This window comes from Paenibacillus sp. FSL L8-0470 (assembly GCF_038008625.1).
Taxonomy (GTDB): domain Bacteria; phylum Bacillota; class Bacilli; order Paenibacillales; family Paenibacillaceae; genus Paenibacillus_AQ.
This window is the reverse complement of the sequence record NZ_JBBOZM010000001.1, coordinates 5921995-5936735: the sequence shown is the minus strand read 5'-3', so window position 1 is coordinate 5936735 and position 14741 is coordinate 5921995. Positions and strand designations below refer to the sequence as shown.

Below are 14741 nucleotides of genomic sequence, written 5' to 3'. Positions count from 1 at the left end.
GATGACTCATATCAAAAGAGAGAAATTTTTACCTTACTGTTTACCGGATATTACTGACGAAGAAATCAATGAGGTAATTGATACTTTGAAATCAGGATGGTTAGCTAAAGGTCCACGGACCATTGAATTCGAGAAGAAATTTGCTAGTTACGTTGGGGCTAAATACGCAGTTGGAATGAATTCAGCAACTGCGGCATTACATATTTCTTTATTGGCTGCAGGAATAGGAGCAGGGGACGAAGTAATTACAACTTCAATGACATTTTCTGCGTCTGCCAACACCATTATTCACACAGGGGCTACTCCTATATTTGCAGATATTAATCCAAACACAGGATGTATTGACCCTGAAGAAATCGTGAAAAAAATAACACCAAGAACGAAAGCAATCGTTCCTGTTCATTATTCTGGTCAGTCTTGTGATTTGGATAGAATATATCAAATCGCAGATGAATATAATCTATTTGTTTCTGAAGATGCGGCACATGCATTATATACACAATATAAAGGGAATCCAATAGGTTACAAACCCAAAGGTACAGTTTCATATAGTTTTTATGCTACAAAGAACCTAGCAACCGGAGAAGGCGGGATGCTTGTTACTGATAATTTAGAAATTGCAGATAGAGCTAGAATGCTTGTTACTCATGGAATGAGTAAAAATGCATGGAATAGATACGCCAAAGGTGGTTCTTGGATGTATGATATTGAAGAACCCGGTTATAAGTACAATATGTTTGATCTACAGGCAGCTTTAGGTTTGGTACAATTAAAGCGGATGGAAGAAATGCAAAACAAACGTAGTGATATAGCCGATCTTTACAATAATGCATTATCAAAGGTTCGTGGGATAGACCTTCCATCAATTGAAGAAAATACAACAACGCATAGTTGGCATCTATACGTAATAAAAATCAATTCTGAAGTCGTGAATATAGACAGAAATCAGTTTATACAGGAGTTAACTGAACGGAATATTGGCACTAGTGTGCACTTTATTCCAGTACACTTAATGAGTGCGTATAGAAATAGATATGGATATAAAGATGGCGATTTGCCATTGACGGAAGATTGGTTTGAAAATATTATTTCCATTCCATTATATTCTTCAATGAGCATGGAAGATGCGAATAATGTGATTGAGGCCATTAAAGATATAGTGGATACTTTTTCAAGATAGGTGGATATAGTGAAAAAAATTCTAGTTATTGCTCAATTTACTCAATTACCTGGAGAGGCAGGTAATAATAGAAGCAGATTTAAATATATTTGTGAGATGCTTGTCGAATCTGGATATGATGTGACTCAAGTTACCAGTCGTTTTCGTGACTTGGATAAGAAACAGAGGGAGTCATCATTTGAAAATTTAAGTTTGCCTTATAAAATTAAATTATTGGATGATCCAGGCTATCAAAATACGGTAAGCTTTAAAAGAATTATTAGTCAAAGAATATTCGCGAAAAACTTAAAAAAATGGCTAAAAGAAACTAATGAATCATTTGATCTTATTTATTGTGCTGGACCTCCTGCAGAAGGAATGCTGGTTGCAGGGGAATTTGCCCGTAAACTGGACATTCCTTTTGTAATAGATATACAAGACCTTTGGCCTGAAGCTATGAAGACGGTGTTGAGTTTGCCTTACATATCAGATGCTATATTTTTTCCTTTAAAACTTCAAATTGATCGAGCATATAAAATGGCTGATGGTATTATAGCAGTCTCTAATACTTATGCAATGAGAGTTAAAGATGTGAATAAACGGTATAAAGAAGCTATAGCAGTTTATATCGGAACAGATCTAGAATATTTTGATACTGAGGCGTTGAAAAAAAATAAAAATGTACAAAAAGATAAAAGTGAATTTTGGGTTACCTATGCTGGCTCACTAAATTTAAGTTATGATCTAGAAACTTTGGTTGAAGCTATAGGGATAGTAAACTCTAAGGGCATCAATAATGTGAGGTTAATTATTTTAGGTAGTGGTGAACAGAAAGAGAGACTTATTGAATTAGTATCAACACACAAAATTAAAGCTGATCTTACTGGTTGGGTGGATTATGGAACCATGGGGGCGTATTTAAAAAAGTCTGATCTACTTGTAAACGCGATTAAAAAAAATGCAGCTCAAAGCATAACAAACAAAATCGGCGATTATGTCTCGGCAAAAGTTCCTATCATAAACGGCAGTACCAATAAAGAGTTTATTAAAATAGTTCAAGATTGGGATATTGGGTATAATTATGAGGCGGAAGATAAATTTTCATTAGCTCTTGCTATAGAGAAGGTTTATAAAGATTCAACTGAGAAGAAAGAAAAAATGGCGCAAAATTCTCGTGATTTAGCCGAAGAACTATTTAATAGAAAAAAAACTTATCGTAATATTTTAGAATTAATAGATAGATTAATGTCTTAATTAATTATATAAAATGAATTTTTAATTTAATTTGGGTGAACGATAGAAAATCCATCCAAAGGCCGAAATTTACGACGATGGTGTAAAAAACTGTACAGCAACTTACGAAAGCTTTGAATTGGACGAAGAGCACACGTCTGTTAACTATATCTAATTGTTCGGATTCATCAAGAAGATTGAACACTTTGTGTGTTTTTTTCGACACTGCTAATGAACCATATACCTGAAATTCCCCGAAAACTGTTAGATGAATAAGAGCGTGTTACCTATGAGAGGAAAAATACTGCGATGCTGCTTCCTTTGAATAATCCCTAAAGAATTTGTTCAAGGTATCATGGTGCTGGATAACTTACGGATTTATCACATGGAGCATTTCTAACCGTTTCTTTAAGCGAATTATGAAACATATACGGCAAGACATAACCTCCTTAAGTTCATTTTAAGTAGATTAAATATTGTCGAAAATAGCAGAAAATGAATTGCTTGCAAGTATTATTTGTTTGGAAACGGGTGGGAATTATGAAAATGCTATTTTTAGGTGGAGTCTTCTCTCAAGAACAAGAACCAGAGATAATAGAGAAATCAAAAGGTGGAGTACAATACGCCGCTAATCAATTTCAGTGGACCTTGATAGATGGATTGTTAAAAATACCGAAATTGGATATAAAGATTTTGTCTGCACCGTTCATTGGTAGCTTTCCCAAGGAATACAACAGCTTGTTTATTAATGGTTATCACCATGTATATAAAGAAAAAATTACTGGTGATTATGTTCCATTTGTGAATTTGTGGGGTTATAGAAATATTTCAAGAAAAAGGAATCTAATAAAACAATTAACGCAATTTATATCTGACAAAGCAAATCAAAAGGTTATCTTAGTTTATTCTCCGCATTCACCTTTTCTTCAAGCTGCGGTTTATGCTAAACAAAAAGATCCATCGGTGCATATTTGTCTTATGGTACCTGATTTGCCGCAGTATATGAACCTGAGGGAGAAAAAATCCCTTGTTTATACTCAAACAAAAAAGTTGGATATTAAAATATTCGAAAGTAATCTTGAACATGTGGATTCTTTTATATTAATAACTAAATATATGAAAGTTCCTTTGCGGGTAAAAGAAAAACCATGCATTGTTGTGGAAGGTGCTGTGAATATTCAGAATAACAATATTGAATTACTTTCAAATATAAAAAGTAGTAACTCTGAAGAAAGAGTATTTGCATATACAGGAACCTTAAATAAAAAATTTGGAATATTAAATCTTTTAGAGGCATTTCATCAATTAGAACAATCTAGCGTTGTATTAAAGATTTGTGGAAGAGGCGATGCAGCAGAAATAGTAAGTGAATACGCAAAAAAAGACAAGAGAATAAAGTTTTTAGGACAAGTAACTAACGAAGAAGCGAAAAGCATACAAAAAAGTGCAACTGTATTAATTAATCCAAGACCCAATAATGAGGAATTCACTAAATACTCTTTTCCATTTAAAACTATGGAATATTTGCTGTCTGGTGTACCTTTAATTGCTTATAAGCTTGATGGCATTCCAGATGAATATGACGATTATATTTATTATGTACAAAATGATTCAATAGAGGCTTTAAAAGCAAAAATGAATGAGGTCATAAATTTATCAGATGAGCAAAGACTTGAATGGGGGCAGAGCGCCCGAGAATTTATTCTTCATAACAAGAATGCCGAGAAAATAGCTGGCGATATCTATAATATGCTGGATAATATCACAAAAAAATAAAAAGTATGAGTAGTGAGAGTTTTCATCATGGGTTTTATTGCAGCTTCAACCCGATTTTCTCTTATATATTTCTTGTTTACGGCGATCAATTTATGTAGATTGATAAACAAGTTTAATGGAAAGCAAATGCTATGCCATTCTATTCTAATTGTTAATCTATTAATTTGTATATTAAAATATTATTCGTTTTTCACAAGTGAAATTATGGATCTTACGGAACTATATTTAAAATAGATAATCTTAGAAATTAGGTTCCATAATAAAAAATATTTTGAATATGAAAAGTGGAGACTTATGAAAAAGAAAATATTATTAATACATCATTGGAGTACAATTGGTGGATCAGGAATTAGTTTGTTTAATACATGGCAGTCATTAAAGGAAGAATTTGATGTTGTTACTTATATTCCCGATAATCCGCCTAGTTTAAATGATTTTCTTTTGGATAAGGGGCTAGTACCAAAAACATATTCATTCACTTGTGGCCAAATACCATACTACAGTGGTGGGAGCAACATATTTAGGCCTGGATTTTGGTATTTAATAATGTGTGCTATTACCCAGTCATCATATTGGAAAAAAGTTATAAATGAAGAGAAGCCGGATTTAGTCATTGTCAACTCAAAGGTACTTTGTTGGATGGGGAAGTATTTTAAAAAAACCAAAAGCCTTTGTTTTGTTCGTGAGACAATAGAAGGTAAAGAATCTAATGTTATCAACAAAATTATGAAAAGAATGTTGGAGAGATTTTCGTTGGTTTCTTTTTTATCGGAGTATGATCTAGAACAAACAAATTTAAAATGTACCTCAACAATTGTATCACCAGATTTTCTATTTCCAGAGGAGTATTCAGATAAAAAAGGTAGAAATCGGGCCTGCGAACAATTAAAGGTTGAACCAAAAAAATTCAATATTGCATTTGTTGGTGGAATAGACAAGTTGAAGGGGTTTGATATAGCTGTTAAGGCATTAACTTATTTAAAAGATAAAAATATTAAACTGCTTGTAGCAGGAAACGACTTTGATAGTATCAACAGAAGAAATAATGGAGTTTTATCAAAATTGTTTAAAAGACGTTCTTTAAAATTCTCTGAATCAATGAAAGAATATATTAATAAGCATGAACTAAATGATTTTATCCAATTTGTTGGAGTTCAAAATGATGTATCGACATTATACTCCGCTTCTGATGTACTTGTGTTTCCAATGAACAAACCTCATCAAGCTAGACCGGCTTTTGAAATAGGTGTACAAAAAAAACCTGTAATAATTACAGACTTTATTAATATACGTGAGTTTGTTGTTAACGGTATAAATGGTCTTACTTTTGAACCCAATAATCCACAAGCATTGGCTGAGTCAATTATAAAGGTTGAAAGTAACCAGGAACTCTTTAATACATTAGGTGCTGCAAATTTTGAGTACACTATGAAGTATCATACTGAAGAGTATGCAATGACGGAATTAAAGGCTAAGATACATGAATTATTGAGATAAATAGGGGGATATAAGTAATGTTCAAAGACAAGACTTTATTGATAACTGGAGGAACAGGTTCTTTTGGGAACGCAGTAATGAGAAAGTTTTTGCATTCTGAAGTTAAAGAAATACGGATTTTTTCAAGAGATGAAAAAAAGCAAGATGACATGAGAAGAATATATAAAAATGATAAACTTAAATTTTATATAGGAGATGTTCGTGATCTAGCAAGTGTTAAAAATGCTATGCATGACGTGGATTATATATTTCATGCAGCGGCCTTGAAGCAAGTTCCTTCTTGTGAGTTTTTCCCCATGGAGGCTGTGAAAACTAATGTGCTCGGCACAGAAAATGTATTAACAGGAGCCATTGAAATGGGGGTTCGAAAAGTCATTTGCCTATCGACTGACAAAGCAGCCTATCCAATCAATGCCATGGGGATTTCTAAGGCAATGATGGAAAAGGTTTTTGTGGCAAAATCGAATGCTGTCAATCCAGACAAGACATTAATATGTGGAACTAGATATGGAAATGTTATGGCTTCTAGAGGTTCGGTTATACCACTCTTTATTGAACAGATTAAAAGTGGGCAACCACTAACAATTACTGATCCTAATATGACAAGATTTCTTATGAGCCTAGAAGAAGCAGTGGAACTTGTAGTTTTTGCATTCCAGAACGCTGAAGCAGGAGATATTATGGTTCAAAAAGCACCGGCTTCTACAATAGGAGATTTAGCGCAAGCTATAAAAGAATTGTTTAATGCCGATAATGAAATAAAAGTTATCGGTACTCGGCATGGGGAAAAACTATATGAAACACTATTAACTAAAGAAGAGCATCTGGTATCTCAGGATCTAGGAGGCTTTTACCGAGTACCTGCTGATAAACGCGATTTGAATTATGACAAGTATTTTATACAGGGTAATGATCAGATACAGAATTTTGAGGATTATAATTCTCACAATACAGTGAGATTAGACATCAATGGAATAAAAAAGAAACTACTCGAGTTAGATTATATTCAAGAAGAGCTTGGAAATTGGAGGGGGGATAATTGAAAATACTTGTTCTTGGTGGAACTGGCATGGCAGGACATACAATTTCACTATATCTAAAAGAGGTAGGTCATGATGTAACTGTATTCAGCAGAAGAAAGTTTGAATATAGTAAAAATATTGTCGGTGACATAACGAATTTCACTTTTTTGAAAAGTGTTGTTGAAGAAGGTGGTTTTGACAGCATTATTAATGCGGTTGGAATTCTAAATTCAAATGCCGATGAGAATAAATCTTCAGCGGTGTTAATAAATAGCTATCTGCCACACTATTTAAGCTCTATAACTGCAAATACTAAAACGAAAATTATTCATATGAGTACAGATTGTGTTTTTTCAGGAAAAGATGGTGGCTATTCTGAAAATTCATTAAGAGACGGTGAAACTTTTTACGATAGATCTAAAGCGCTGGGGGAAATTGAGAATAATAAAAAAGATTTGACTTTTAGAAATTCAATAATTGGCCCTGATTTAAATGTAGAAGGTATAGGACTATTTAATTGGTTTATGAAGCAAGAGGGACAGATATATGGTTTTGTTAAAGCCATCTGGACAGGAGTAACTACAATAACTCTTGCAAAAGCAATTGATAAGGCTATAGAAGAGAATTTGTCGGGATTATATAACTTGGTGAATAATGAAAGAATTAATAAATTTGATTTGTTGAATTTGTTTAATAAACACATGAGAAGTGATAAGAAAATTATTTTACCAAGCGAAAATCTAATTATTGATAAATCGCTTATAAACAATAGAACTGATTTTTCATTTGAAGTACCTAGTTATGAAGAAATGATTGTTGAAATGCGAGAATGGATAGAATCTCATAAAGAACTCTATCCACACTATTTTATTAGAGAGAGGGCATAAAGTGCATAAATTAAAGTTAATGACAATTGTGGGCACTCGTCCCGAAATAATAAAGTTGTCTGAGATAATGAAAAAATGTGATAAATATTTTGAACATATACTCGTTCATACTGGACAGAATTATAATTATACCCTCAACCAAGTTTTTTTTGAGGAATTAGGAATTAGGGAACCTGATTATTATCTTAATGTTGTAGGAAATGATGTTGGTCAAACAATAGGAAATGTAATAGCCAACTCATATTCTTTAATGGTACAAGAAAAACCGGATGCTGTTTTAGTTTTGGGAGACACTAATTCTTGCTTATGTGCTATTTCTGCTAAAAGACTTAAAATCCCTGTGTTTCATATGGAAGCTGGAAATCGCTGTTTTGACGAAAACCTTCCTGAAGAGATCAACCGTAGGATTGTTGATCATACAAGTGATGTGAACTTATGCTATACGGAGCATGCTAGGAATTACCTTCATAATGAAGGCATTTCCAAGGAAAGAGTGTTCGTTGTTGGTTCTCCTATGTCAGAAGTGATAGCTACAAATTTTGATAAGATTCAAAAAAGTGAAATTCTTGAGACTTTGAAGTTGAAATCAGGTGGGTACATACTTTTATCAGCTCATCGGGAAGAAAACATTGATAATGAAGAGAACTTCTTTGAATTAATGAATTCAGTGAATGAAATGGCGAAAAAATACAATTTGCCTGTTATTTATAGTACTCATCCTAGAAGTAAAATGTTTATTGAGAAGCGCGACTTCAAATTTCATGAAAATGTCCGGAGTCTCGAACCGTTTGGTTTCTCTGACTATATTAATTTACAACTAAATGCCTTCTGTGTGGTATCTGATAGTGGCACTACAGCAGAAGAAGCTTCGTATTTTAAATTCCCTGCTGTGTCTATAAGAACTAGCACTGAGCGCCCAGAGGCATTGGATAAAGGGAATTTAATTATTGGCGGTATAACTGCTATTGAGGTTTTACAAGCAGTAGATATGGCTGTGAATATGAATAAAAATAATGAGTGTGGAGAAAATGTTCCTAATTACATTGATAGGAATGTGAGCACAAAAGTTGTGAAAATAATTCAAAGCTACACTGGGATAGTTAATAAATTTGTGTGGAGAAAACAAATTTAGAATCGTTTAATTCCTTTGTGTCAAAATAGGTTTTTTGATCTTATGCTGACCTAAGGATCGGTTTAATACAACATAAGTAACTGCTCGATGAAAACTAAATGTATATGCCCCAAATTCAATAACCACGGAGCGTTAGTGCATCAACATTACCGCCAGTTTATGCTCTGGCGCTTCGACTATCCGCTTGTATCCCTTAAAGTGTAAGAGAGCTTCTAAAGAGTGTTAGTACATTAGCTTTTCTGATCTTCTACTTTTACTAAAACTCTTGTTTTGTCACTTGTATGGAGCTTGAAATTATTTCTGTAGATCATTTAATGTGGAATACATTATTATGTCATGTACTAGTGCATAAAAATTCATAACAACAACTACAGTTTTTTTCTTAAGATTGTTTCTTATGGTGAATGGAGCATATTTATGAGGAAATTTATGGATAAATTCATATCAAATGAAAATGATAAAGCTGTGCTTCGAAATATTAGTGCAGCTTTTATTATCAAAGGTGGGGCCTTACTAATTTCCTTTTTTAGTCTCCCTGCCTATATAAGGTTTTTCGATAATAAGGATATTCTTGGGGTATGGTTTACTATTTTATCAGTTTTAACTTGGATTCTCTCTTTTGATTTTGGTATAGGGAATGGATTGCGAAATAAACTTGTAGGTGCTTTAGTTCGAAACGATAAACTTGAAGCTAGATTATATATATCTTCAGCTTACTTTGTTATAGGTAGCCTAGTGATTGTTTTTTCATTCCTAGCAACTATTGCATTTAAATATTTGGATTGGAATTCGATTTTTAATATTTCTACCGATTTGATATCTGCTCACACTATGAATTTTGTGGTTAGATGTGTTTTGTATACAATAATGCTTCAATTATTTTTTGGCTTAATTTCTTCAGTGTTGTATGCAATCCAAAAATCCGCTATCAACAATTTAATTAGTTTAATCACCAGTGTATCGCAATTGTTTTTTGTCTTAATTTTCACTTCGTCTGACGTCGAAACTAATATTAAGATACTATCTGTAGTTTATTTATTGTGTGTAATTGTTCCACTCTTAGTTACAACTATCATTATATTTACAACCAGGTTAAAAGGCTATGCTCCAAGCATTAAATTTCTTAATAAGAGGGCTTCAAAATCTATAATGCAGTTGGGTGGTTTGTTTTTTCTAAATCAAATCATGTACATGTTAATAACAGGTACAAATTCAATATTAATAACAAATTTTATAAGTCCAACGAGTGTGGTGGATTATCAGATATATTATCGATTGTTTTCTTTACCAGGAATGCTTTTTACACTTGCTCTTACGCCATTATGGTCTGCAATTACCAAAGCCTGTGAAGAAAAAGATGGTTTATGGATTACTAAGTACTTTAAACTCTTGCATCGTTTAGTTTTACTTGTTATAGTAATTCAATTTTTAATCATACCATTTTTACAACCTATTGTTAACATTTGGTTAGGTGGAAATTCAATAAGTATTACTTACGACAAAAGTATACTATTCGCTATATTTGGAAGTATTTTTGTTTATCAAAATGTTTTATCTACCTTTGCATGTGGCTTGGGAAAAATAAGATTGCAATTAATTTGTTACACTTTAGGAGTAGTGTTTAAGTTTATTTTTATTTATTTTGGAGTGAGAATTTATAGTGATTGGACGATTGTCGTACTCTCTGATATTTTTATTTTATTGCCTTATTGCATTTTTCAGTTTGCTTCACTAAAAAGACAACTGATTTTGTTATTAAAATAAGTAATTGGTGATTTTTGTGAGTATCTACGTTTTGCGGTTACTTAATTCAAGAAATCGTTAAAAAAAGGGGGACATTTGAATTGAGTAGCAGAGTTCATTACTTTTCTTTCTATTTAAGCGAAGAGATGGAAAAGGGGAGGCAAGCTATTCCAGCATCTTTTGCAAAGGTTGAGTACGTAAAAGAAGCTTTAATTAAATCCGGTGCACAATTAAATCTAGTGTCAACAGCATTGGCGAAAAGTGGGATGGGGTTTTTAGGTAAAACGGTTATTGAAAAAAATGAGAAAGAAAAACAGATTTATTTACCTACTTTCAGGTACCCAGGTAAATTTATTAGCAAGTTAACAGTGTTGTTTATGTGGCTTCAAATTATAATATATGTACTCATGAATGTGAAAAAAAATGAAACTGTTTTAGTTTATCATTCCTTACTATATATTGAACCATTTAAGTTGTTAAGAAAATTAAAGAAATTCAAACTAATTTTAGAGTTTAACGATCTCTATCATGCTGTGAACAAGAAGGCTTTAAGGTTTAAAGAAAAGGAAATTAGATTTATCAAGGAAGCAGACGAATACCTTTTTATGAATAGAATTGCGGAAAAAAAATTTAACAATGGAAAGCCTTATGTTCTATCATTCGGTAATTATAATCAACCCAAAAGGTTGAACCAACAGTTCTCTGATGAGAAAACTCATGTGGTGTATGCAGGAATAATCGAAAGCTCACGGAGAGCAGCTATTCTCGGGGCACAGTCGGCGCTTTATTTAGATGCTAACTATAAAATTCATATCCTTGGGTTTGGCGAAGATCATGAAATCGATGAATTCGACAAAATTGTAAAAGACATAAATATAGAGAAGGGATATGAAGCAGTTATTTTTCATGGAAGATTAAGAGGACAAGATTTTTCTGACTTTCTACATTCCTGCCATATAGGCTTAAGTAGTCATGCATATTCGGAAGAAGAAATGGATTCAGCTAATTACACTTTTCCTTCCAAAATACCAACGTATATATCACATGGTCTATATGTAGTATCACCAAACATTCCGTGTGTTGTTCAGTCACCGTTTTCAGAATTTACAATATTTTATGAAAAACACAAACCCGAAGATATAGCTAAAGCGATCAAAGAAGCTTCACTTAAATTGAGTGAAAAGAACTCTTTGATTAGAGCGCCGGCTGATTTAATTCAAGAGTTGGATGGCAGGTTTTGTGAAGAAATCAAAAAAATACTTGCTATTTAATACAAGAAAGGCTAAGCTTCGTAGCAATTGGAAACAAGAAAAAGAGCCGGCGGGATATCCTCAAAAGCTCTTTTTGTATAATCTCCCAGTTTGACTGGGGTTCTGGAAAGCTTGTAGCTATGAGTAGAAAATTCATTGAACTCGATGAACGAATGAATAGTGCTCTGCTAACCGCAGCATGAAATCAAAGGAGAAAAAGGATGGACAAGAGCAGTCCAGCACACATGAAATGGAACTGCAATTCCTTACGGCAGACACTTACATAAACAATGTAATGTTTCATTTACACTGGTAAACTTTGTTGACCATTAAATGTCCGCATCTAAAAATATATTTTTAGTTAGTTATCCAGTAATCCCCTATTCAATGTTATAATATATTCGGATTGTTTAAAAAATACTAGGTGGTTGTAAGGGATGCACATGTTGCAGAATCAAATACAAAATGATCGTAGAAATAGATTTATTTCTTTAATTTTTATTGCATTACTAACTGTCGGCTTGATGTTCCCAACATCAAGTGGCAGCATTATATCAGAAAACATTTATAAAGTAACTCCTGTTCTATTTGGACTATTCTTATGCGTGTTGATACCGATGGTCAACAAAATTAAATTTTACTTCGTGGCTAGCTTCATCATTATTAATGCCTTCCTATGGTTGGTTACGTTTTTTCGACATCCAGCGGTTGTTGATTATGGTACAAGCATATTGATTGCAATGTTTACTTTGATGTTCTGCATTAACTTCAAAAAAATTGATGCTAAGCGATCAATTTTTATCTGTTTTAATATTGTAACGGTTGCTGCTATTGCTATAGCTTGGGCCATGGTATTTAAATTACAACAAGTCGCAAATTTCTTTATAAATCACTATAACGACTTTTATCCTGAATTGGTTCCACTTATGCTTAAACTAGGAAAACCTGTACTCGTTTTTGGAACTCACTCAGTAGCAGCTTTTTATATGTTTATTTTTTTCTATTTAAATATTAAAACTTATGAGACATCCGGCAAAAAAAGATACTATGTGTTTGCTATTAACTTCTTAGTGTTTTGTTATTTAATGAACTCCAATACTGGAATAATTTTCTTAGTGCTCGGAGTTCTATATTTGATTTATAAATCTGAGAAGAAACTACTGTGGATGATCGCTTTTTCTTTGGGGTTAGCTTATATATTATATAGCGGAAGTTTTAATTTTAGAGAGTTCTTTATAATTTTTGATCCGTCAAAATCGGGAAACGGACTACTCGGAAGATATTCGGGACATGGTAACCTGCAAAGCAGCCTAAACTACATCTTTGATAACCCCTTATCGGCAATGGGGTACTCTGCGGATTTCTATGACAAACTTACATTTCATGATTCCGGATTAATTTCAATAATACTTCGTGGGACATTGGTTTTTGCTATATTGTTCTATTGTTCGCTCTTTTTGTTTTTTAGAATTAACATGAACAATAAGTTAGAGGGGCTTCTTATGTTTGTTGTCTTTTTCATGTTTGAAATTGGCTTCAACAACTTATTTTATTTTAGAACCTTGTTTATTTTACCTTTTATAATTTTGTATCTTAACTATCTTGAGAAGAAGAAAATAGAACCATTTTAACGTACAACGTTTGTATAGAAATTGATTCCGTATAAGTTCTATATAACTTTGGAGGTTTTGACGAGTGTGCTAAAAAAGATATGGATTTATACACAAAAATATGAGTTTATTGGTGTAATGATTTCTTTTATCTTCAACATCATTAGTTGGAACAGAAAAAAGATAAAAGGGAAAAATAATATCGTACACTACGAACGCACTTTTTTAAAGAAAACATCAATAATAATAATTGGTAATAACAATGTAGTGTCGATTAAAAAGAATGCAGTTTTGATTAATACCGGTATTCTAATAGTAGGAAACAATCACAAGATTGAGATTGGAGAACAATGTATTATTAAGAATAGTGGTTTTTGTTTCGAGGATAACGGCTGTAAAATATTAATCGATGATAAGACTACTGCTGAAGGTATACAAGTGGCGGCCCTTGAACTGGATACTTCTATAATAATTGGGAGTGACTGTATGTTCTCGGCTAATATAAGCATAAGAAATAGTGATTCTCATAGTATTATAGATGTAGTAACTCATGAGAGGATAAACTATGCTAAGGATATTGTTATTGGCAACCATGTATGGGTGGCCGAAGATGTTAAGATATTGAAAGGGGCTTCCATAGGCAATAATTCAATAATAGGTATGGGATCTATTGTAACGCAAAAAATATCGAACAATAGTATAGCGGTAGGAACGCCTGCTCGGGTCATTAAAGGAAACGTGGATTGGAAAAGAGAAAGAATGTATAAAACCAATCTATGAATACTTGATTTCAAGTAGGACCATACTACGCAGCATCCGAAAAATGAAAAAGAGCTGACGGGATTGAATCGTGACCCACAAGAAAGACACTTTAAAAAAAGTGACTTTCTTGGGGTCTTTTGTGTTTTAATCAGAGTACTGGAAAAGGAGTGGGATATGGCAGTGGGAAAGTTAAATCGAACTCTGTTTACTGAAGACATCATAAGAAGATTAGAGGGGAATCCTAACGTTCAGTGAGTATCAGAGACGAGTTTTTCGTATACAACTGAGCTAAAGTTGGCCGTAGTGAAGGCTACACCTAGAGAATATATTCGTCAGAAATATTCCTTAAAGCTGGTTTTGATCTAGATCTCATCGGTTCTAAAAAAACAAACATAGTTTTAAATGCTGGAGGGATATCAATGCCAAGTATGGTGAAATGGGACTTCTGGAAGAATGGCGAGGTAAAGGAAATAATGGTCGCATGCCGGCAGCTAAGAGTAGTGTGTCTTGGTAAACGAACATAATTGCTCAATGGCGGAGCAGAGAATATCTCTGTTCCGCTGTTTTTTGTAATAAATAAAGACCAGAAGTACTGGAGAATATACGTAACAGTTTTACGAAAAAAAGGTAACTATAATAAAATTGACATAGGCGATAGAGAGAGAGAAAA

At 33.0% G+C, this 14741-nt stretch carries 11 protein-coding genes; all 11 read left to right on the top strand.

What is annotated here, in order from left to right; translation table 11 throughout:
- Window position 1: 1 nt before the first annotated feature.
- Window positions 2-1180, top strand: a complete 1179-nt coding sequence (locus NST99_RS27080; protein ID WP_341095814.1) for a DegT/DnrJ/EryC1/StrS family aminotransferase — start codon at window positions 2-4, stop codon at window positions 1178-1180.
- A gap of 9 nt (window positions 1181-1189) precedes the next feature.
- Window positions 1190-2413, top strand: coding sequence for a glycosyltransferase family 4 protein (locus tag NST99_RS27075; protein ID WP_341095813.1), 1224 nt, complete (start codon window positions 1190-1192; stop codon window positions 2411-2413).
- Between the two features lie 519 nt (window positions 2414-2932).
- The gene (locus NST99_RS27070) at window positions 2933-4168 is read left to right on the top strand and encodes a glycosyltransferase (protein WP_341095812.1); all 1236 of its coding nucleotides are present in this window, start codon (window positions 2933-2935) and stop codon (window positions 4166-4168) included.
- Window positions 4169-4462: 294 nt separating this feature from the next.
- On the top strand, window positions 4463-5665 hold the full coding sequence (locus NST99_RS27065; RefSeq protein WP_341095810.1) for a glycosyltransferase: 1203 nt from the start codon (window positions 4463-4465) through the stop codon (window positions 5663-5665).
- Between the two features lie 17 nt (window positions 5666-5682).
- Window positions 5683-6708: a polysaccharide biosynthesis protein gene (locus tag NST99_RS27060; RefSeq protein WP_341095809.1), complete on the top strand. Its 1026-nt coding sequence runs from the start codon at window positions 5683-5685 to the stop codon at window positions 6706-6708.
- Window positions 6705-7574 carry an SDR family oxidoreductase gene (locus NST99_RS27055; RefSeq protein WP_341095808.1) on the top strand — a complete coding sequence of 290 codons (870 nt, stop codon included), beginning with the start codon at window positions 6705-6707 and terminating at the stop codon, window positions 7572-7574. Before NST99_RS27060 ends, NST99_RS27055 begins: the two co-directional genes overlap by 4 nt.
- 1 nt (window position 7575) lies before the next feature.
- Window positions 7576-8706: a non-hydrolyzing UDP-N-acetylglucosamine 2-epimerase gene (gene wecB, locus NST99_RS27050; protein ID WP_341095805.1), complete on the top strand. Its 1131-nt coding sequence runs from the start codon at window positions 7576-7578 to the stop codon at window positions 8704-8706.
- A 429-nt stretch (window positions 8707-9135) separates the two neighbouring features.
- On the top strand, window positions 9136-10470 hold the full coding sequence (locus NST99_RS27045; protein ID WP_341095804.1) for a hypothetical protein: 1335 nt from the start codon (window positions 9136-9138) through the stop codon (window positions 10468-10470).
- 80 nt (window positions 10471-10550) lie between these two features.
- A complete protein-coding gene (locus tag NST99_RS27040; protein WP_341095803.1) occupies window positions 10551-11720 on the top strand; it encodes a hypothetical protein in 1170 nt (389 codons plus the stop codon).
- Between the two features lie 422 nt (window positions 11721-12142).
- On the top strand, window positions 12143-13330 hold the full coding sequence (locus NST99_RS27035; protein ID WP_341095802.1) for a hypothetical protein: 1188 nt from the start codon (window positions 12143-12145) through the stop codon (window positions 13328-13330).
- Between the two features lie 66 nt (window positions 13331-13396).
- Window positions 13397-14089, top strand: coding sequence for an acyltransferase (locus NST99_RS27030; protein WP_341095800.1), 693 nt, complete (start codon window positions 13397-13399; stop codon window positions 14087-14089).
- The last annotated feature ends 652 nt before the right edge of the window (window positions 14090-14741 follow it).